The 20,142-nt window shown below is 60.7% G+C and carries 15 protein-coding genes; 9 read left to right on the forward strand and 6 right to left on the reverse strand.

The genetic code is table 11. The features are described 5' to 3' along the window. Window positions 1-33: 33 nt before the first annotated feature. Window positions 34-1,182, reverse strand: a complete 1,149-nt coding sequence (gene pdxB, locus HCI85_RS11245; RefSeq protein ID WP_167144772.1) for a 4-phosphoerythronate dehydrogenase PdxB — start codon at window positions 1,180-1,182, stop codon at window positions 34-36. Window positions 1,183-1,351: 169 nt separating this feature from the next. Between pdxB and HCI85_RS11250 the strand changes: the two genes are divergently transcribed. Together HCI85_RS11250 and HCI85_RS11255 are read left to right on the forward strand one after the other, a co-directional pair. After that, window positions 1,352-2,731: an MATE family efflux transporter gene (locus tag HCI85_RS11250; RefSeq protein WP_160087282.1), complete on the forward strand. Its 1,380-nt coding sequence runs from the start codon at window positions 1,352-1,354 to the stop codon at window positions 2,729-2,731. After that, window positions 2,731-3,813: a DUF3080 family protein gene (locus HCI85_RS11255; RefSeq protein ID WP_167144773.1), complete on the forward strand. Its 1,083-nt coding sequence runs from the start codon at window positions 2,731-2,733 to the stop codon at window positions 3,811-3,813. Before HCI85_RS11250 ends, HCI85_RS11255 begins: the two co-directional genes overlap by 1 nt. Here the strand turns inward: HCI85_RS11255 and HCI85_RS11260 are convergent. Beyond that, window positions 3,771-4,226, reverse strand: a complete 456-nt coding sequence (locus tag HCI85_RS11260) for a gamma-glutamylcyclotransferase family protein (RefSeq protein WP_167144774.1) — start codon at window positions 4,224-4,226, stop codon at window positions 3,771-3,773. The genes HCI85_RS11255 and HCI85_RS11260 overlap by 43 nt on opposite strands. Further along, window positions 4,226-4,477 (reverse strand): sulfurtransferase TusA, encoded by a 252-nt coding sequence (tusA, locus tag HCI85_RS11265; protein ID WP_090253220.1) that lies wholly within the window; start codon window positions 4,475-4,477, stop codon window positions 4,226-4,228. Before tusA ends, HCI85_RS11260 begins: the two co-directional genes overlap by 1 nt. Before the next feature lie 187 nt (window positions 4,478-4,664). Between tusA and HCI85_RS11270 the strand changes: the two genes are divergently transcribed. Then, window positions 4,665-6,206 carry a CocE/NonD family hydrolase gene (locus tag HCI85_RS11270; protein WP_167144775.1) on the forward strand — a complete coding sequence of 514 codons (1,542 nt, stop codon included), beginning with the start codon at window positions 4,665-4,667 and terminating at the stop codon, window positions 6,204-6,206. A 4-nt stretch (window positions 6,207-6,210) separates the two neighbouring features. On the opposite strand, the gene rlmM is transcribed toward HCI85_RS11270, so the two are convergent. Continuing rightward, window positions 6,211-7,266 (reverse strand): 23S rRNA (cytidine(2498)-2'-O)-methyltransferase RlmM, encoded by a 1,056-nt coding sequence (rlmM, locus tag HCI85_RS11275; protein ID WP_167144776.1) that lies wholly within the window; start codon window positions 7,264-7,266, stop codon window positions 6,211-6,213. Window positions 7,267-7,527: 261 nt separating this feature from the next. Between rlmM and HCI85_RS11280 the strand changes: the two genes are divergently transcribed. After that, entirely contained in the window at window positions 7,528-9,093 is a 1,566-nt protein-coding gene (locus HCI85_RS11280) for a methyl-accepting chemotaxis protein (protein WP_167144777.1), read from the forward strand. A gap of 42 nt (window positions 9,094-9,135) precedes the next feature. On the opposite strand, the gene HCI85_RS11285 is transcribed toward HCI85_RS11280, so the two are convergent. Next, window positions 9,136-11,415: a fatty acid cis/trans isomerase gene (locus HCI85_RS11285; protein WP_167144778.1), complete on the reverse strand. Its 2,280-nt coding sequence runs from the start codon at window positions 11,413-11,415 to the stop codon at window positions 9,136-9,138. A gap of 168 nt (window positions 11,416-11,583) precedes the next feature. On the opposite strand from HCI85_RS11285, the gene metH reads away from it, so the two are divergent. Next, window positions 11,584-15,300, forward strand: a complete 3,717-nt coding sequence (gene metH, locus HCI85_RS11290) for a methionine synthase (RefSeq protein ID WP_176600633.1) — start codon at window positions 11,584-11,586, stop codon at window positions 15,298-15,300. 56 nt (window positions 15,301-15,356) lie between these two features. On the opposite strand, the gene cysK is transcribed toward metH, so the two are convergent. Beyond that, a complete protein-coding gene (gene cysK / locus HCI85_RS11295) occupies window positions 15,357-16,331 on the reverse strand; it encodes a cysteine synthase A (protein ID WP_090253204.1) in 975 nt (324 codons plus the stop codon). A 122-nt stretch (window positions 16,332-16,453) separates the two neighbouring features. Here cysK and HCI85_RS11300 point away from each other — a divergent pair, with 122 nt between their 5' ends. The 4 genes from HCI85_RS11300 to HCI85_RS11315 all read left to right on the forward strand — a co-directional run bounded on the left by HCI85_RS11300 (window position 16,454) and on the right by HCI85_RS11315 (window position 20,141). Further along, a complete protein-coding gene (locus tag HCI85_RS11300; protein WP_167144779.1) occupies window positions 16,454-17,524 on the forward strand; it encodes a DUF748 domain-containing protein in 1,071 nt (356 codons plus the stop codon). A gap of 133 nt (window positions 17,525-17,657) precedes the next feature. Then, a complete protein-coding gene (locus HCI85_RS11305) occupies window positions 17,658-18,503 on the forward strand; it encodes an AAA family ATPase (protein WP_160087303.1) in 846 nt (281 codons plus the stop codon). 29 nt (window positions 18,504-18,532) lie between these two features. Continuing rightward, window positions 18,533-18,928, forward strand: coding sequence for a GFA family protein (locus HCI85_RS11310; protein ID WP_167144780.1), 396 nt, complete (start codon window positions 18,533-18,535; stop codon window positions 18,926-18,928). A 34-nt stretch (window positions 18,929-18,962) separates the two neighbouring features. Further along, on the forward strand, window positions 18,963-20,141 hold the full coding sequence (locus HCI85_RS11315; RefSeq protein WP_090253197.1) for a vWA domain-containing protein: 1,179 nt from the start codon (window positions 18,963-18,965) through the stop codon (window positions 20,139-20,141). The last annotated feature ends 1 nt before the right edge of the window (window position 20,142 follow it).

Genomic DNA, 20,142 nt, shown 5'->3' on the forward strand with positions numbered 1-20,142 from the left:
GTTTCCCGCCAGGGCAGCATTCGCTGCCCTTCGCTACAGCTGATTCAACCTCGCACCCAACGCCTGCACCAGGCTGGCCAACGCCGGCGCACTACAGTTCACGCCCACCGTCAACCCGTCGATTTCCCGACGCATCGGGTAGTGTTTGCGCAGCCAGTCAAAAGCCGCACGCCGGGTTACCGCATCGCCCTGCAGGCTCCGGCGAAAATCCGCATCATCACGACGTGGGTCATACACTGCACGGCAGATACTAGCCAAGGCCCAGGCCGGATCAGCGCTGGGGTCGATAGTCAAATCACTCAGCCATGGCGCGGGCATCAGCTGCGCCAGCTCGGTAATAGGCTCAACGCCAAGGTGCTGACACAGCGCCTGATAGATCTGCGCCGTGCCGCGCAGCTTGCCGTCCAGGCTGTAGCCGGCAATATGCGGCGTGGCGATGCGGCACAACGCGGCCAGCTCGACATCGGCCTGTGGCTCGCCTTCCCAGACATCCAGCACCACCTGCAGATCGCTGCGCTGGGGCAGCAACTCGCGCAATGACTGGTTATCCACCACCGCGCCACGGCTTGCGTTGATCAGCCAGCTGCCTGGCTTGAGTGCGGCCAAGCGTGCGTGATCGAACAGGTGATAAGTCGGGTGCTCACCCAGACGTTCCAGCGGCGTATGCAAGCTGATCACATCGCACTCGGCTAGCACCTGCTGCAGACTGACGAAATCGCCGCCCTCAACGGCCTGACGCGGCGGATCGCAGACCAGCACACGCCAGCCCAGACCTCGCAGCACCTTAAGCAGACGGCTGCCTACCTGCCCCGCACCAACCACCCCATAGGTGCGCGTAGCCAGATCAACACCCTGCTGCTCAGCCAATACCAGCAGGCTGCCCAGCACATAGTCGACCACACCACGAGCATTGCAGCCCGGCGCGCTAGCCCAAGTGATACCGGCCTGTTGGAAATAGTCGAGGTCCAGGTGATCAGTGCCGATGGTGCAGGTGCCGACAAACTTGACTGCCGAGCCGTCTAGCAGCGCGCGATCAACCTGAGTTACTGAACGAACCAGCAAAAGATCCGCATCAGCTACAGCAGCCGCATCAATGCTGCGGCCGGGCAAGCGGCGAATCTCGCCAAAACCGGCGAAGAACTCATCAAGCAGGGGAATGTTTTCGTCGGCGACTATGCGCATGGCTGTGCTCCGCAAATCAGGCCGGCATTCTAACCTGCTTGCACCGCTTGGCTACGTTGAGTAGCGCAATGCGCCTGTCGTACTGAAACACTGTGCAACAAGGTTTCCTGACCAAGCCGTCAGGGCGTAGACTGCACGGTTTCCTGATACCAGCTGGATACTACTTTTCATGCTTGCCCAAACCCGCTTGCAACGCGCCAGCACCGAGTTCTACAGCCTGCTGAAGCTCGCAACGCCGATCATCATTGCCCAGTTGGCTAATACTGCCATGGGCTTCGTCGATACCGTGATGGCCGGCCGGGTCAGCCCGCAGGATCTGGCCGCGGTGGCGCTGGGCAACTCGATCTGGGTGCCGGTATTTCTGCTGATGACCGGCATTCTGCTGGCCACCACGCCCAAGGTTGCGCAGCGCTTTGGCGCAGGTGCGCATACCGAGATCGGCCCATTGGTGCGTCAGGCGCTGTGGTTGGCCCTGGCGGTGGGCATCGCGGCGGCGGTGATTTTGTGGAACGCAGAAATCGTCCTCAGCCTGATGAACGTCGACCCGGCGCTGATCGAACCCGCCATGGGCTACCTGCGTGCTGTGGCCTGCGGTTTTCCGGCTGTGGCGCTGTACCACGTGCTGCGTTGCTTCAGTGACGGCCTCGGGCATACCCGGCCGAGCATGGTCATCGGCCTGTGCGGCCTGGCGCTGAATATTCCGCTCAATTACATCTTTATCTACGGCAAGCTCGGGCTGCCGGCCATGGGTGGCGTCGGCTGCGGCTGGGCCACCGGCCTGGTGATGGGCTTTATGTTCCTGAGCATGCTCTGGTGGGTGAAGTGGGCGCCGTTCTATCAGGCGAGCAAAATCTTCAACCACTTCGAATGGCCGCAGTGGCCGGTGCACAAACGCCTGCTCTCGGTCGGCTTGCCGATTGGCATCTCGGTATTCGCCGAATCGAGCATCTTCGCGGTGATTGCTCTGCTGATCGGCGGCCTAGGCGCCACCGTGGTGGCCGGGCACCAGATCGCCCTGAACTTCAGTTCTATGGTGTTTATGATCCCGTATTCCCTGGGCATGGCTGCCACCGTGCGCGTCGGTCAGGCGCTTGGCCGTGGCGAGCCGCGTGAAGCGCGCTTTGCTGCCGGGGTGAGCATGGCGGCGGCATTGGGTTACGCCTGCCTGTCGGCTAGCCTGATGCTGCTATTGCGCGAAGAGATTGCGCAGATCTATACCCCAGACGGTGCAGTAATTGCGGTAGCCACCACGCTGCTGGTGTATTCGGCGCTGTTCCAGTTCTCTGATGCCATTCAGGTGACGGCTGCCGGCGCACTGCGCGGTTATCAGGACACCCGCGTGACCATGATCCTGACCCTGTTCGCCTATTGGGGCATCGGCTTGCCGGTGGGTTATGCGCTCGGCCTGACCGACTGGTTCGGCGAGCCCAGCGGCCCCAGCGGGCTCTGGCAAGGCCTGGTGGTAGGGCTGACCTGCGCCGGCGGTATGCTCGCCGTGCGCTTGGCCGGCAGCGCGCGCAAACGTATTCGAGCCGCTAAGATGGCCTGATGAACGCCCGCCTGCTGTTTCTATTCACTGCGCTTTGCCTGTGCGCCTGTACGCCCGCTGATGACGGCCTAGCCTTGCAGGCAGATTATCTGCAGCGTTTAAGTAACGCCTTGGATGTCGAACCGGCAACCGCTTTCGACTCCAGCGAGCTGACCCGTTACCGCCTGCCAGCTCGCCGCGAACGGCTGATAGAAATTGCCGAACTGCGCATCAGCCTGCTGGACCTGTTGGTCGATGTGCGTCGCTGCCCGGCGCTGCAACAGCAGATCAGCCAGCGCAACAACAGCCTCGGTAAACAACTGACACCCAGCAGCCGCCTGGCTTACGAAGGCGATCTGCTGCGCGCCCTGGACGCCTGCAGCGCACACCTGCGCAGCCAGGACGAGCAACCCCTGCGCAATACCCTTCAACAACTGGCGCAAGAAAAACGTGCGCAGCTGCCCGGCGTCTTCTGGAATGCCTTGAATGCCAGCCCGGAGATCGAGCGCTACCTGCGCTTTGCCGAACAGCCGCTGCCGCCAAATGCCAGCGAAGATAACGCGGCGCTGGAAGCCCTGGCGCAGCTGGCGGCCATCGGTAGCGCGCTGCCCGCAAGGTTGCCGCCGAGTACCGAACAGCTTGATCCGCTGTTCTTTGCCCTGCACGCCAGTGACCAGGGCGGCCAGCTGATCAGCAGCCTGGCCAGCCTGACCCACAGCCTCAACCAGGGCAGCGCTATGCTGCAAAGCCGCCAACAGGGTCGACCGCTTTGCCCCACAGGCAAGGCCACGGAACGTGCGCGCACCCTACAGAACATTTTCGTCAAGTATTACGCCGGTGGCCTGCAGCCCTACCTGGCGCTCGTGGATCAACGCAGCCAAGCCTGGAGCAGCAGCCTTCGCAGCCTCAGCGGCGTTGCGCAGATACCCCCAGCGACGCGGGAATACCTGCAGCAATTGAGCAGTGACGAGGCGTCGTTATGGGCGGACTTTCAACAGGCCACCGCACGGCATGTGCGCAGTTGGCAGGACGTGCTGAACAGCTGCGGCCTGGCGCCCGGTCAATCGGGATGGACGGGCCAAGCTGCCAGCGTCGACCAGTAGGCTTCGGACAATAACTCACGCCCCGCCAGCAGGTGGGCCAGGTAATCGGCGCTGGGCAACAGCCCTTCTTCACGAAAGACCGGGTTGGCGATATACACCCAGGCCGGCTGCACGCCGTGGGCCGCGACAATCGGCAGGCATTCGCGGCTGTAATAGATCGGCGTACCTTCAAAGTGATCCAGCTTGGCGATCTCACCAGCGTCGGCCAGGCGATACAGCACACCTTCCACCCGCCCCTCGCGCTGGTGACGGATATTGGCGTAGGCCCGCCCCGGCGCCCGATCCGCCGCCCGCTTGTTAAAGCACAGGCTGTAACCGGGGAGATGACCCGGCAGTGCCTCCAGCACCGTCATGCCGCGCGCCTGCATACGTGCCAGGTTCATATTCGAGCCGTAGGCGAAGTACCACTGCATCAGTCGAGTTTCTTGCGGATTAAGTACAGGTAGGTCGCGCCCTCTTCGGCCTGCTCCACCAGCTCATGGCCAAGAAATACGCAGAATTTTGGAATGTCGCGGCGGGTCGAGGGGTCGGTGGCTATCACTTTGAGCAGGCCGCCTGCCTGCAGGTCGCGCACCTTGTTGTGCAGCATCATCACCGGCTCGGGGCAATTGAGCCCGGTCGCATCAAGGGTAGCATCGGGAATGGCGGTGGTTTGCAAAGACATCGGCTGGCTCCAGTAGCAGGCCGCTATTCTCGCGCAAAGCTGACCCAAAGGTCATCTAGCGCCTGATGTAAAACACCTGTGTAGCGCGATTGGCCCGACAACAGGTCAACACAACCTTGGATGGGCAGGCAGCCACGCCCTGATCAGGCAGGCTGATCAGCGTCCACCATTCCAATAAGAGCCATTCATGCGCCTTGCCCTTCTACTTGCCACCCTGCTGCTCAGCGGCTGCGCCGCCCGTGATCAACTGCCGGACTTCAGCGCCACCGCGCAGCAGGATCTACCAGCCACCCACTTTGACGCAGTGATCCATGGCCGCGATGGCACACGGCTGTCGGCCACCGTATTCCAGCCTGCACTGAAGGCTGGCGAGCAGGCTCCGGTCATCGTGCACACCCACGGCTGGGGCGGCTGGCGCGTCACCCGGCCGAACGGCTTCTACGGCACGCAGATGATGTCCGGTCGCGCCGCAGTGAAAGCCTGGCAGGCTGGCTACTGGGTAATCAGCTACGACCAGCGCGGCTGGGGCGGCAGCGAGGGCGATATCGAGATGATGGACCCCGACTATGAAGTGCAAGATGCCCTTGCAGTAATCGACTGGGCCGCCGCCAACCTGCCACGCCTGAGCATGGACGCACCGAATGACCCCAAGGTCGGTATGCTCGGCGAAAGCTATGGCGGCGCCGTGCAGCTGCTTGCGTCAGCTACGGACCCGCGCATCGACGCGATTGTGCCGATTGCTACCTGGTACGACCTAAGCGAAGCCCTGGCCCCGGACAGCCACCTGAAAATCGGCTGGACAAGCGTGCTGCTCAGCCTGGGCCTGTCCACCGGTTATGACCTGGGCAAGTTCGTCCAAGCACCCTACCTGAAAAGCGCTGATGGCCGTATGCGCGAACCGGTGCGCGACGAACTCAAAGCCCACAGCTTGACCAGCTACTGCGCACGAGGCCAGCGTCCGCAGGCTGATGCCTTATTGATTCAAGGCATGCGCGACACCCTGTTCCCGCTCAACCAGGGCCTGGCGATTCGGGATTGCCTGCAACAAGGCGCCCGTGATGTGCGCCTGCTCGGCATGCAAGGTGGGCATATTTTGCCGCCGCCCATGCAACGCTGGAGCGGCCTGCCGCCGTTCAATAACGAAGCGGTGCTGAACTGCGATGGCCGGGCGATCAACCTCTACCAGAGCATCATCAGTTGGTACGAAGACAAGCTGCGCGGGCGCAGAGGTGTGGCAGCGAGCATTCCCGATTTCTGCGTCAGTCTCGATCTGGATCAGGGCGTGGCTCTGCAACAACTGCCGGCTAATCAGCGGATAGAGCTGCCGGCCACGTCGATTCGACCGCTTAGCAGCGGACTGCTACAGCCGTCGCGGTTTATCCCGCTGCAACAGGTACAGACGAGCAGCGCACTGGTTGGCGTGCCCCGCATGCATCTGGAAAACGCCGAAGGAATGCCAACGCTGTTTGCCGCCCTGGTGGTCAAGCGCGCCGATGGCAGCAGTGAGGTACTCAGTGAACAGGTCACCCCGTTCAATGGGCAAGCCAGCACGGAACTGGCTGCCGTTAGCGCAGAGCTGCAAACGGGCGACACCTTGGGCCTGCGTATCAGCGGCTTTAGTGGCCAATACCTGTTCAACGGTTCCTGGCAGCTCTCAAGCAGCACCCTGCAAGGTAGCGTCGAGTGGCCGCAGCTGCTGCCGCTACAGCCGCAACTGACCAGGCATTGAGGGGTTATTTACCTAAGCGGCGCAGGTGACAAGTGACTTCTTCACGGTCGTGGTAGAGCTGTTTGCAGGTAATCGACACCTTGATCTTGCGCTCGGCAAAGCCATCTTCCAGGCGCTGCAACAGGCGACGGACCTCGGCGTAACGCTGCTTCATCGGCAGCTTGAGGTTGACCACCGCCTCCCGGCAATGGCCATCGCCAATCCAGGTTTCCACCATTGCCGCAGTCCGCGCCGGTTTCTCGACGATATCGCAGACCATCCAGTCCACCGGCTGCTTGGGCGTCCAGGTGAAGCCATCGACCATCAAGTGGTTGACCAGACCCGTGTCCATCAGGCTTTCCGCCATCGGCCCGTTATCAATGGCCGTCACCAGCATGCCGCGCTTGACCAGCTGATAGGTCCAGCCACCGGGTGCAGCACCGAGGTCAACCCCGGTCATCTCATCGGACAGGCGCTCATCCCACTGCTCGCGGGGGATAAAGGTGTGCCAGGCCTCTTCCAGCTTGAGCGTCGAGCGGCTCGGCGCTTCGCGGGGGAACTTCAGCCGAGGAATGCCCATAGGCCACAGCGCCGAGTTATTCGCCTCGGCCATGCCGACAAACACCTCACGACCACTTTTGAAGGTCAACAACAGGCGTGGCTTGTGTGCATCGTCGACCAGCTTGCCGGCCTTAGTCAGGGCGTTGCGCAGCGGCGCCTCGAACTTCTTGCAGAAATTCGACAATTCCTTGCCATCGTTGGTGTCCAGCACTTCCAACCACAGGCTGCCGAATACCGGAAAATCTGCCAGATGGCCGAGCAGCACGCTGATCCGGTCCAACTCTGGCAGGTTGATAAACACCCCGCGTGCCCACTGCCGCGGGAAGATCAGCTGATTGAAGCGCACACCGCGCATCAGGCGCTCGGCACCGTCCTCCTCAGTGCAGATAAATTCCGCGCAGGCGGTACTTGGCTTGGCCTTGGCATAACCGGCAACGTCCAGGCGCGCGGCGTGCTCGGCGATCTCCGCGCACACCTCATTTTCAAAACCCGGACGGCAGTGCAACAACAACGTATTCATCAGCGACTCTCCTCAAGGCGCGCATCATAGCCGAGTCACCCGCCCGTGCTTGCTTTGCATCGGCCTTTTCCTGATCTGCAGGTTAGACTGGCGCCACTGCGCAAGGCTCTAGAGCCTGCCAACCGCTCATCGGCCGCCCCAGCAAAACAACGTGTCACACGGCCACAACCAGTCCCTTGTCGGTTACGCCTGGATTCACGGGCTAAACTTCCGCCAGCAACGGCCGAAGCACCGGTAACGTTTAAAGGAATAAAAAACGCCATGCGCAATAATCAACCTATTACTCAGCGCGAGCGCACCTTCCCCGCGCAGCAACGACTGATTTCCACCACCGACCTCAAAGGCCAGATCAGCTACTGCAATGACGCCTTTGTCGAGATCAGTGGCTTTAGCCGCGATGAGCTGATTCGTGCGCCACACAACCTGGTACGTCACCCGGACGTGCCTGCAGCGGTGTTCCAGCATATGTGGGACACCCTGAAAAAAGGCCGGCCGTGGATGGGGATCGTCAAGAACCGTTGCAAGAACGGTGACCACTATTGGGTCAATGCCTACGTCACGCCGGTGACAGAGAGCAACCAAGTCGTGGGCTATGAGTCAGTTCGGGTCAAACCAACGGCCGAGCAGATTCGCCGGGCCGAGGCGTTATACCAGCGCATCAACAGCGGCAAATCGGCCATTCCTGGCAGTGACCGCTGGCTGCCAATCGTGCAGGACTGGCTGCCATTTATTCTGGTCAGCCAGATCGGCTTCCTGATCGGTGCCTGGCTCGACTCCAGCTGGGGATTTGCCCTGGCAGCGGCGCTCTCGGTGCCGCTCGGCCTGGCCGGCTTGAACTGGCAACAGCGTGGCCTCAAACGCCTGCTGCGCTTGGCCGACCAGACCACCTCCGACCCGCTGATTGCGCAAATGTACACCGATAGCCGCGGCGCCCAGGGCCGCCTGGAAATGTCCATCCTCAGCCAGGAAGCGCGCCTGAAAACCTGCCTGACGCGCTTGCAGGACACCGCCGAACAGCTCACCCAGCAAGCCAAGCAGGCCGACACACTGGCGCACAACAGCTCCGCCGGGCTTGAGCGCCAGCGCAGCGAAACCGACCAGGTGGCCACTGCGATCAATGAAATGGCCGCCACCACCCTGGAAGTGGCGAGCAACGTCGCCCGTACCGCAATCGCCACCCAGGATGCCAACCGCCTGACCAGCGCCGGTCGTGGCATTGCCGCAGAAACCCGCGCAGCCATTCAGCGTCTGTCGCAATCGGTGGGTGATACCGGTGAAACGGTGACCCGCCTGGCCCAGGACAGCACTGAAATCGGCGGAGTGGTCGATGTGATCAAAGGCATTGCCGACCAGACCAACCTGCTCGCCCTCAACGCCGCCATCGAAGCAGCGCGTGCTGGCGAAATGGGTCGAGGCTTTGCCGTGGTGGCCGATGAAGTGCGCTCACTGGCGCAGCGGACCGCCGAATCTACCGGGCAGATTCACCAGTTGATCGCCAAACTTCAGCGCACCGCCGAGGAGGCGGTGCTGACCATGGAAATCGGCCGCAAACAGGCTGACGAAGGGGTTGAGCGTGTGCAGCAGGCCGATGAGGCTCTGGCCGGCATCAGCGACGCGGTGGCTAATATCACCGACATGGCCAACCAAATTGCCGCCGCTGCCGAAGAGCAGAGCGCGGTGGCTGATGAGGTCAACCGTAGCATCACCACCATCGCCCAACTAGCCGACAAGACCGCCGGTGAAGCACATGACACTGCCTTGCTCAGCGAAGCCCTGACGGCCACAGCACACGGCCAGTACGCGCTGGTAGAACGCTTCAACCGCTAAGATGCAACCGCGCACTGCCCCGCAGTGCGCGGTCTTCCCCGTTTACAAGTTCTGGTAGCGGTTCATATCCAGCACGCCAGCTTCCAGCGGTTCGGTTTGCTGGATATACGCCGACATATCGTGGAAGTAGCGCCAGAACTCCGGATGCGTACGGCGAATCCCCCAACGCTCGACGACTTTTTCGAAGGCCGCTGCGTCACGCGCCTGCTCCAGCGCCGTGACAAATTCCGCCGCCTGCTCCACCCGCACATTGAAGATAAAGTTCGGGTAGCTGCTGAGCACGCCCGGATACACCGTCAGGGTATCCAGCGCCGGCTGGTAGCGCAGTTCCTCACCGAGCATAAAGGCCACATTCGTGTGCGCACGATTGCGCAGCAGGCTGTACACCTCACGCTGGCCATCGGCCATTTCCACCCGCAGCAAGGTAGCCTCTGGCAGTTGCTCGATCACCTTGAGGGTGCCCGCAGGTTTTGCCGTCAACCGACTCAGAGACTGTTCGGCGCGCTGTAACTCGGCATCCAGCTCAGGGCGATGACAATACGCACCCGTGCAGCGGTTGATCGGGTCGGGCCGGGCATTCAGGCTGCCGTAGCGCTCCAGCAGCGTTTCGACAAAGCTGCGTTTAGGGTCGCTGTCAGGCAAGCGCAGGGCGCTCGGGCTTTCGCTGTCGATGGCCTGGTAATCCAGCCAGATCTTCAGTTTGCCGCTGCTCTGGTACCAGTCGCTGAGATAGCCCTGCCGCGACTCGGCTGGCATCAAGCGCAGAAAGTTGACCTCGGCGCCGTTGCGGATCAAATCGAAGTACAGCCGCGTTTGCGCCTGGTGCGACACGTTGCCGAACACATCGAAATTCACCACCAGCTGGTAATAGGTACGCTCCAGCAGCGGGAAATCCAGCCACCAGATGGTTTGCGGCACTTCGCCAATCAGGCCTTTGCGCACCGACGCACTGTCGTGCTGGCGAAAAATCGACAGCAGTGCGTTGTCGTTACCGGCCCAGATATGCGACCAACTGGGCGCTGGCGCATCGGCGTAGCGCTGCATACGCAGCGCTTCATACTGATTGCGCTTGTCGCGGTAAGTCCGCCACAGACCGAGCGTGTCGCCGATGCTGTCCAGTTGACCCGGCATGGCCAACAACTCCTTGGCCTCCTCACGGTACTCAGGGTCAGTGATATAGAGGTCATGCTGCGGGTCCTGGAACACCGCCCAGAAATTATCGCGAATCACGTCTGTGGCAATCTGTCCGCGGCACACCGGGCCGCGAATAAAGGTGCGCACAAAGTATTCAGCGTTATCCAGCATAAATTGGTAACGCGCCTGGGCCGGAATCGCCGCAAAGGTCTCAAATGGATTGGCACGGCGCTGCAGGCCATAACCTGGCACCGCGTCAGCCTGCCAATCGCTGGCAAAAAACAGTTCGTTGACCCGCTTCAACTTGGCTGCACTGAGGCCATAGGTGATGTGGGTCTTATGCACAATCACGCCCTGAACGGGGATCAGGCGGTAGTAGAACTCAGTGCCGGGGTCATCATTGGGCAGACGCGTGGCGATGATGTCCGCAGGTTTACCAGTAGGCGTGCGTGAACGCACCATCTGGAAGAAATGCCCCGGCTCACCGCCGGTGAAATGCAGATGGGCCAGAAACAGGTGCTCGTAGAGCCAGCGTGACACCAATGCTTCGCGGGCGCCTGGAGCGTTCATAAACGCTTCCCAGCTGGCGATTTGCTCTGCCTCCGCCGCGCTGGCCTGCAGCGCCTGCTCATCTACCGGTGCCCCCTGCGCCAGCCAAGCCTGCAGCGTCTGGTAGTCGGCATCACTCAGCCCGGTCACTGCGAACGGCATGCCGGCTTGCGGATTTTTCCGAGCAAACGCCTCAAATTCCTGAGGAAGCGGACATTGGTTGACCCGGTTGATGCCGATATTCAGCTGCGCCGGTAATTTGCTGTTGGCGGCAAACGGCTGCTGATGACCCAGTTCCAGCATGCGGGCCATCAACGCGGCCTGACTGCCCTGCTGATCCAGCACAGACACAAAGTCCTTACGCCGCCACGCGGCCTCACCGTGGGCATCAACAAACAGTCGCGTAGTGGCCTGGGCCTGGGTGCGCGTGCCGTTGTAAACCGCCGCCTTGCTGGCACCGCGCTGCACGCCTTCGCCACTGCCTAGATTGAGCTGGCAGGCCGCGTCGTAGCAGGCATGGCAAGCCACACAGTGCTGAGTAAAGATCGGTTGAACATCACGGCTATAGGAAATGGGTTCGGCCGCTTGTAATGAGCCAATGAACAACAAACACACAGCGAGCAGTAAGCGGCAGACCATAGAAACGTCTCTAAAATGGCTTAAATGGCGATTCTAGCTGGCCCTGGGTCACCTAGGCCAACCCGTGAACATGAGCAAGATTCATGTAAAAGCACAGCCCACTGCAAAAGCGTGCAGCTTTGTTATCATCGCGCATCTTTTTTTCACGCGTCCCAGGTAGTTCTCTCCATGTCTCTGTCCGATCGCAGTGCCCGCCTCAATGCCCTTCAGCAAGCCCTGAAGGAACGCATCCTGATCCTCGACGGCGGCATGGGCACCATGATCCAGAGCTACAAGCTGGAGGAAGAGGACTATCGCGGCACGCGCTTCGCCGATTGGCCAAGCGATGTAAAGGGTAACAACGACCTGCTGATCCTCAGCCGCCCGGACGTCATCGGCGCTATCGAGAAGGCCTACCTGGATGCCGGCGCGGATATTCTGGAAACCAACACCTTCAACGCCACCCAGGTGTCTCAGGCTGACTACGGCATGCAAGCGCTGGCCTATGAGCTGAACGTCGAAGGCGCACGCCTGGCTCGGCAAGTGGCCGATGCCAAGACCCTGGAAACCCCGGATCGCCCGCGCTTTGTCGCCGGCGTTTTAGGCCCGACCAGCCGCACCTGCTCGATCTCCCCGGACGTGAACAACCCCGGCTACCGCAACGTCACCTTCGACGAGCTGGTGGAAAACTACGTGGAAGCCACCCGCGGTTTGATCGAAGGCGGCGCGGACCTGATCCTGATCGAGACCATCTTCGACACCCTCAACGCTAAAGCGGCGATCTTCGCCGTGCAGCAGGTGTTCGAGGATGACGGCATTGAGCTGCCGATCATGATTTCCGGCACCATCACCGATGCATCCGGCCGCACCCTGTCGGGCCAGACCACCGAAGCCTTCTGGAACTCGGTGCGCCACGCCAACCCGATCTCTGTGGGTCTGAACTGCGCCCTCGGTGCAAAAGATCTGCGCCCGTATCTGGAAGAGCTGGCGGCTAAGGCCGATACCCATGTCTCCGCGCACCCCAACGCCGGCCTGCCGAATGCCTTCGGTGAATACGACGAAACCCCAGCGGAAATGGCTGTGGTGGTCGAAGAATTTGCCGCCTCGGGCTTTTTGAACATCGTCGGCGGCTGCTGCGGTACCACGCCTGCGCACATCCAGGCGATTGCCGAAGCAGTGAGCAAGTACCCGCCGCGGGTGATTCCGGATATCCCCAAGGCCTGTCGCCTGTCGGGCCTGGAGCCCTTCACAATCGACCGCAACTCGCTTTTTATCAACGTCGGCGAACGCACCAACATCACCGGCTCGGCCAAATTCGCCCGGCTGATCCGCGAAGACAACTACACCGAAGCCCTTGAAGTCGCCCTGCAGCAGGTGGAAGCCGGCGCCCAGGTGATCGACATCAACATGGACGAGGGCATGCTCGATTCACAGAAGGCCATGGTCACCTTCTTGAACCTGATCGCCGGCGAGCCGGACATCTCCCGCGTACCGATCATGATCGACTCCTCCAAATGGGAAGTCATCGAAGCCGGCCTCAAGTGCATCCAGGGCAAGGGCATCGTCAACTCGATCTCCATGAAGGAAGGCGTCGAGCAGTTCAAGCATCACGCCAAGCTGTGCAAGCGCTACGGCGCCGCCGTGGTGGTGATGGCCTTCGACGAAGCCGGCCAGGCCGATACCGCTGCGCGCAAGCGTGAAATTTGCCAGCGCAGCTACGACATTCTGGTCAATGAAGTGGGCTTCCCGCCGGAAGACATCATCTTCGACCCGAACATTTTTGCCGTGGCCACTGGCATCGAGGAGCACAACAATTACGCGGTCGACTTTATCGAGGCCTGCGCTTACATCCGTGACCACCTGCCCTATGCACTGAGCTCAGGCGGCGTGTCCAACGTGTCGTTCTCCTTCCGTGGCAACAACCCGGTGCGTGAAGCCATTCACTCGGTGTTCCTCTACTACGCGATCCAGAACGGCCTGACCATGGGCATCGTCAACGCCGGTCAGCTGGAAATCTACGACGAGATTCCCAAAGAGCTGCGCGACGCCGTGGAAGACGTGGTGCTCAACCGCCACGATGGCGCCACCGAAGCGTTGCTGGCCATCGCCGACAACTACAAGGGCGACGGCAGCGTCAAAGAGGCCGAAACCGAAGAGTGGCGCAACCTGAGCGTCGAAGAGCGGCTCAAGCACGCGCTGGTCAAAGGCGTGACCACGCACATCGTCGAAGACACCGAAGAGTTCCGTCAGCAGTGCGCGCGCCCGATCGAAGTCATCGAAGGCCCGTTGATGGCCGGGATGAACGTGGTCGGCGACCTGTTCGGCGCCGGCAAGATGTTCCTGCCCCAGGTGGTCAAGTCCGCGCGAGTGATGAAGCAGGCGGTCGCGCACCTGATCCCCTTTATCGAAGCCGAAAAAGGCGACAAACCAGAAGCCAAAGGCAAGATCCTCATGGCCACGGTCAAAGGCGACGTGCACGACATCGGCAAGAACATCGTTGGCGTGGTGTTGGGCTGTAACGGCTACGACATCGTCGACATGGGCGTGATGGTGCCGGCTGAAAAGATCTTGCAAACCGCCATTGCCGAGAAATGCGACATCATCGGCCTGTCCGGCCTGATCACCCCGTCGCTGGATGAGATGGTCCACGTCGCCCGTGAAATGCAGCGCCAGGGCTTCCACCTGCCGCTGATGATCGGCGGCGCGACCACCTCCAAAGCCCACACCGCGGTGAAGATCGAGCCCAAGTACCAGAACGATGCGGTGGTCTACGTCACCGACGCCTCGCGCGCGGTCGGCGTGGCCACGCAGTTGCTGTCGAAGGAATTGAAAGCCGATTTTGTCGAGCGCACCCGCCTGGACTACATCGAAGTACGCGAACGCACCGCTAACCGCAGCGCCCGCACTGAGCGTTTGAGTTACGCCAAGTCGGTGGAGAACAAACCCAAGTTCGACTGGGCGACCTATCAGCCGAGCGTGCCGACGTTTACCGGCGTGAAGGTGCTGGAGAATATCGACCTCAAGGTGCTGGCCGAGTATATCGACTGGACGCCGTTCTTTATCTCCTGGGACCTGGCCGGCAAGTTCCCGCGCATCCTCACCGATGAAGTGGTCGGTGAAGCCGCCACCGCACTGTATGCCGACGCCCAGGAGATGCTCAAGAAGCTGATCGACGAGAAGCTGATCAGCGCCCGCGCCGTGTTCGGCTTCTGGCCGGCCAACCAGGTCAACGATGACGACCTGGATGTGTATGGCGACAACGGCGAGAAGCTGGCCACCCTGCACCACCTGCGCCAGCAAACCATCAAGCCGGACGGCAAACCGAACTTCTCCCTGGCCGACTTCGTTGCGCCGAAAGACACTGGTGTCACCGACTATGTGGGCGGCTTTATCACCACCGCCGGCATTGGCGCCGAGGAAGTGGCCAAGGCGTACCAAAACGCCGGCGACGACTACAACTCGATCATGGTCAAAGCCCTGGCCGACCGCCTGGCTGAAGCCTGCGCTGAGTGGCTGCACAAAGAGGTGCGTACCCACTACTGGGGTTACGACCCGGAAGAAGCACTCTCCAACGACGAGCTGATCAAGGAAGCCTACAAAGGCATCCGCCCCGCTCCCGGCTACCCGGCCTGCCCGGACCACACCGAGAAAAAGACCCTGTTCACCCTGCTCGACCCGGCGGCCGAATTCAACAAGGCCGGCGCCAGCGGCGTGTTCCTCACCGAACACTACGCCATGTTCCCCGCGGCTGCGGTGTCCGGCTGGTACTTCGCCCATCCGCAGGCGCAGTACTTTGCCGTCGGCAAAATCGACAAGGATCAGGTGGAAAGCTATACCGCACGTAAAAAGCAGGACTTGAACGTCAGCGAGCGCTGGCTGGCGCCCAACCTCGGCTACGACAACTAAGCAAACCCCATAAAAAAGCCGCCTTAACAGGCGGCTTTTTTGTCACAACCGAATGCTTACTGCTGCAATTCCTGCTCGGTAAACATATCGCTAAACAACATGCTCGACAGGTAGCGTTCACCGGAGTCCGGCAGGATCACCACGATGGTTTTGCCCTGCATGCCGGGTTCGGCGGCGATACGCAGGGCAGCCGCCATGGCCGCGCCGCAGGAGATGCCACAGAGGATGCCCTCTTCGCGCATCAGGCGCAGGGCTACAGCCTTGGCGTCGTCATCCGTCACCAGTTCAACCCGGTCGACCATGGCCAGGTCGAGGTTGCCGGGAACAAAACCAGCGCCTATGCCCTGGATCTTGTGCGGACTGGGTTTGACTTCATCACCCGCGATGGTCTGGGTGATGACAGGCGAGCCAATCGGCTCGACCGCTACCGACAAAATCGGCTTGCCCTGGGTCTTCTTGATGTAGCGCGAAATACCGGTGATGGTGCCGCCAGTACCGACGCCAGCAACCAGCACGTCAATCGCGCCATCGGTGTCGTTCCAGATTTCCGGGCCAGTGGTCTTTTCATGGATCGCCGGGTTGGCCGGGTTGTTGAACTGCTGCGGCATAAAGTAGGTGGCACTGTCAGAGGCAGCAATTTCAGCGGCCTTCTCGATAGCGCCCTTCATGCCCTTGGCCGGCTCGGTCAGCACCAGCTCAGCACCCAAGGCCTTGAGCACCTTGCGCCGCTCCAGGCTCATCGAAGCTGGCATGGTCAGCAGCAGCTTGTAGCCACGCGCCGCAGCCACAAAGGCCAGACCGATACCGGTATTGCCCGAGGTTGGCTCGACAATCGTCATGCCTGGCTTGAGCACGCCGCGCTCCTCGGCATCCCAGATCATGCTGGCGCCAATGCGGCACTTTACCGAGTAGGCGGGGTTACGCCCTTCGATCTTGGCCAGAATGGTTACGCCCTCTGGGCCCAAACGATTGATCCGAACCAGCGGGGTGTTACCGATGGCTTGTGCGTTATCTGCGAAGATGCGGCTCATGGCGAGGTCCTTGTTCATGCGTTACCGAGTAAGCTCCCAAGCCTAAGGCCCGTTCGTGTGGCAGTCCAGCCATGTACACAGCTCGGCGGAAACCTATTGTGATTGGATAAGTCTGTTTCTGTATGAGAAAGCGCTACGCACTGCCCCTTTGGACTCTGCTCACCCTGGCCATCACCCTGCTGGCCCTGCATATCGCCCTGCCCTGGCTGCTGCGCGATTACCTGAATAACCAGCTGGCGAATATGGGCGATTACCGTGGGCAGATCAGCGATATTGACCTGGCGTTATGGCGCGGGGCTTATCAGATCAACGGCCTGAATATCGTCAAACTCAATGGCCAGGTACCGGTGCCGCTGCTCGAAGCCCCGGTCATCGACCTGGCCGTCAGCTGGCGCGAGTTGTGGAATAACCGTTCGATAGTCGCCAAAGTGGCCTTCGAGCGGCCGCAGCTGACCTTTGTTGACGGTGGTAACGCCGCCAATTCACAGACCGGTGAAGGCGTCGACTGGCGCGCCCAGCTCAGGGGCCTGCTGCCGATTCATATCAACGAAATCCGCGTAATCGATGGCAACTTGGCCTTTCGCAACTTCACCGCCAAGCCGCCGGTCGACCTGCAGGCCAGCGAGATCAATGGCAGCATCCTCAACCTGAGCAACGTCAGCGTCGCAGACAATACGCGTCCCGCCAGCCTGCAGGCCACCGCCAAGGTGTTCGAGCAAGCCCCTGTGCAAACCAGTGCCAATTTCGACCCGCTCGGCCAGCTGGACGACTTCGATCTGCGCCTGCGCATCACCGATATCCAGCTCAAGCAGCTCAACAGCTTTACCCGCGCCTACGCCGATTTCGACTTTGCCGCAGGCCAAGGCGACTTCGTCATGGAGCTGGATGCCCGCCAAGGCAAGCTCAAGGGTTATGCCAAACCGCTGCTGCGCAACATGGAAGTCTTCGACTGGCAGCAGGATGTCGCGGCCAAGGACAAGAACCTACTCACCGGAGCCTGGGAAGCCCTGGTCGGCGGCGGCAGCTGGCTGCTGAAAAACCAGCGTAAGGACCAGTTCGCCACTCGGGTGAACATTGAAGGTGACCTCAAAACCTATGACATCAGCCGCTGGCAGGCGTTTAAAGCGATCCTGCGCAACGCCTTTGTACGCGCCTTCAGCAGCCGCTTTGATAACCAGGAACAGCAACAGTAGCCAGGTGACCCGCCATTCAGTGACTGAATAGCCCGTCTACGTTCACAGTCACCGGGGCTGCGCGTTATAGTCCACTTTTCAAATACTGAACCCGCGGGTATGGCCCTGCGCGTTACCGTTCGAGGATTTACCGATGAAGTTCGAAGGCACCCAGTCCTACGTCGCCACCGACGACCTCAAGCTCGCGGTTAATGCCGCCATCACCCTGGAGCGCCCATTGCTGGTCAAGGGTGAGCCGGGCACCGGTAAAACCATGCTGGCCGAACAACTGGCCGAGTCTTTTGGCGCGCGCCTGATCACCTGGCACATCAAGTCCACCACCAAGGCTCACCAGGGCCTGTACGAGTACGACGCGGTCAGCCGCCTGCGCGACTCGCAACTGGACAGCGACAAAGTCCACGACGTGCGCAACTACATCAAGAAGGGCAAGCTGTGGGAAGCCTTTGAGTCGGAAGATCGGGTCATCCTGCTGATCGACGAGATCGACAAAGCCGACATCGAGTTCCCCAACGACCTGCTGCAAGAACTCGACAAGATGGAGTTCTACGTTTACGAGACTGACGAGACCATCAAGGCGACTAAACGCCCGATCATCATCATCACCTCGAACAACGAAAAAGAACTGCCGGACGCCTTCCTGCGCCGCTGCTTCTTCCACTACATCGCCTTCCCGGATCGCGCGACCCTGCAGAAGATCGTCGACGTACACTACCCCAACATCAAGAAGGACCTTGTCGCCGAGGCGCTGGACGTGTTCTTCGACGTGCGCAAGGTGCCGGGCCTGAAGAAGAAGCCATCCACCAGCGAACTGGTCGACTGGCTGAAACTGTTGATGGCCGACAATATCGGCGAAGCCGTGCTGCGCGAACGCGACCCCACCAAGGCCATCCCGCCTCTGGCCGGTGCGCTGGTGAAGAACGAGCAGGATGTGCAACTGCTTGAGCGCCTGGCCTTTATGAGCCGCCGCGCTAGTCGCTAAGACTCGGCTGCCGACCGGGAGGCGAATCCATGCACAGCGGCAGTTGCCTTTGCGCTGCAGTGAAATACCGCATCGATACGCCTATCGAGTCGGCGACTCATTGCCATTGTTCGATGTGCCGCAAAGCCCATGGTGCGGCATTCGCCACTTACGGCAACGTGCGACGCAAGGATTTCCACTTCACCCAAGGCGAGGAGTCACTGGGCATCTACCAGTCTTCATCGGGGGTGACCCGGACATTCTGCAAGCACTGTGGTTCGAGCCTGCAGTGGTATAGCAAACAGCCCCACCCGAACTGGCTGTCAGTCGCGCTGGGCACGCTGGATACACAAGTGGGTGAAATCGCGCAGAAGCATATTTTTCCGGAATCGAAGGCCGACTGGTACGCCATCAACGATGGCCTGCCATTGGAGCGGCGCTCCTAGCGCCATAGTCAGTTGAATTTACGAGGGCGCAGCCATGCTGCTCAACCTGTTTAACGAAATGCGCGCCGCCAAGGTGCCGGTGTCGGTGCGTGAGCTGCTCGACCTGATCAACGCGTTGAAACACAACGTGGTGTTCGCCGATATGGACGAGTTCTATTTCCTCTCGCGCACCATTCTGGTGAAGGACGAGCGGCATTTCGACAAGTTCGACCGCGCGTTCGGGGCCTACTTCAAGGGCCTGGAAAACCTTAATCAGCATATCGAGGCGTTGATCCCTGATGAATGGTTGCGCAAGGAGTTCGAACGCTCGCTGACCGACGAGGAGCGCGCCAAGATCGAATCCCTCGGTGGCCTGGACAAGCTGATCGAGGAATTCAAGAAGCGCCTCGAAGAGCAAAAGGAACGCCACGAAGGCGGCAACAAGTGGATCGGCACTGGCGGCACCAGCCCGTTCGGCTCCGGCGGCTTCAACCCGGAAGGTATCCGCGTGGGTGACGCCGGCAAGCGCCAGGGCAAAGCGGTCAAGGTCTGGGATCAGCGCGAGTACAAGAACCTCGACGATCAGGTAGAGCTGGGTACGCGCAATATCAAGGTGGCCCTGCGCCGCCTACGCAAGTTTGCGCGCCAGGGTGCTGAAGACGAACTTGATCTCAGCGGCACCATCGACCACACCGCCAAAGACGGCGGTCTGCTGAATATCCAGATGCGCCCGGAACGGCGTAACGCGGTGAAATTGCTGATCCTGTTTGACATCGGCGGCTCGATGGACGCTCACGTCAAGGTCTGCGAAGAGCTGTTCAGCGCCTGCAAGACCGAGTTCAAGCATATGGAGTATTTCTACTTCCATAACTGCGTGTACGAGTCGGTGTGGAAGAACAACCTGCGTCGCACCTCTGAGCGCTTCTCCACCCAGGACCTGCTGCACAAATACGGCGCGGATTACAAAGTGGTGTTCGTTGGCGATGCAGCCATGGCCCCTTATGAAATCACCCAGGCCGGCGGCAGCGTCGAGCACTGGAACGAGGAGCCGGGCTACGTCTGGATCAAGCGCTTTATGGAAAAGTACAAGAAGCTTATCTGGATCAACCCCTACCCCAAGGACACCTGGAGCTACACTGCCTCGACCAATATCATGCGTGAGCTGCTGGAAGACCAGATGTACCCGCTGACCCTGCAGGGGTTGGAAGACGGTATGAAGTTTCTCTCCAAGTAAA

The sequence above is a fragment of the Pseudomonas sp. OTU750018 genome (assembly GCF_011636575.1).
Lineage (GTDB): Bacteria > Pseudomonadota > Gammaproteobacteria > Pseudomonadales > Pseudomonadaceae > Aquipseudomonas > Aquipseudomonas peli.

What these genes read in the sequence shown, in the direction of transcription:
- pdxB (WP_167144772.1), bottom strand. Translation starts at nt 1,182, where the DNA reads ATGCGCATAGTCGCCGACGAAAACATTCCCCTGCTTGATGAGTTCTTC.
- HCI85_RS11250 (WP_160087282.1), top strand. Translation starts at nt 1,352, where the DNA reads ATGCTTGCCCAAACCCGCTTGCAACGCGCCAGCACCGAGTTCTACAGC.
- HCI85_RS11255 (WP_167144773.1), top strand. Translation starts at nt 2,731, where the DNA reads ATGAACGCCCGCCTGCTGTTTCTATTCACTGCGCTTTGCCTGTGCGCC.
- HCI85_RS11260 (WP_167144774.1), bottom strand. Translation starts at nt 4,226, where the DNA reads ATGCAGTGGTACTTCGCCTACGGCTCGAATATGAACCTGGCACGTATG.
- tusA (WP_090253220.1), bottom strand. Translation starts at nt 4,477, where the DNA reads ATGTCTTTGCAAACCACCGCCATTCCCGATGCTACCCTTGATGCGACC.
- HCI85_RS11270 (WP_167144775.1), top strand. Translation starts at nt 4,665, where the DNA reads ATGCGCCTTGCCCTTCTACTTGCCACCCTGCTGCTCAGCGGCTGCGCC.
- rlmM (WP_167144776.1), bottom strand. Translation starts at nt 7,266, where the DNA reads ATGAATACGTTGTTGTTGCACTGCCGTCCGGGTTTTGAAAATGAGGTG.
- HCI85_RS11280 (WP_167144777.1), top strand. Translation starts at nt 7,528, where the DNA reads ATGCGCAATAATCAACCTATTACTCAGCGCGAGCGCACCTTCCCCGCG.
- HCI85_RS11285 (WP_167144778.1), bottom strand. Translation starts at nt 11,415, where the DNA reads ATGGTCTGCCGCTTACTGCTCGCTGTGTGTTTGTTGTTCATTGGCTCA.
- metH (WP_176600633.1), top strand. Translation starts at nt 11,584, where the DNA reads ATGTCTCTGTCCGATCGCAGTGCCCGCCTCAATGCCCTTCAGCAAGCC.
- cysK (WP_090253204.1), bottom strand. Translation starts at nt 16,331, where the DNA reads ATGAGCCGCATCTTCGCAGATAACGCACAAGCCATCGGTAACACCCCG.
- HCI85_RS11300 (WP_167144779.1), top strand. Translation starts at nt 16,454, where the DNA reads ATGAGAAAGCGCTACGCACTGCCCCTTTGGACTCTGCTCACCCTGGCC.
- HCI85_RS11305 (WP_160087303.1), top strand. Translation starts at nt 17,658, where the DNA reads ATGAAGTTCGAAGGCACCCAGTCCTACGTCGCCACCGACGACCTCAAG.
- HCI85_RS11310 (WP_167144780.1), top strand. Translation starts at nt 18,533, where the DNA reads ATGCACAGCGGCAGTTGCCTTTGCGCTGCAGTGAAATACCGCATCGAT.
- HCI85_RS11315 (WP_090253197.1), top strand. Translation starts at nt 18,963, where the DNA reads ATGCTGCTCAACCTGTTTAACGAAATGCGCGCCGCCAAGGTGCCGGTG.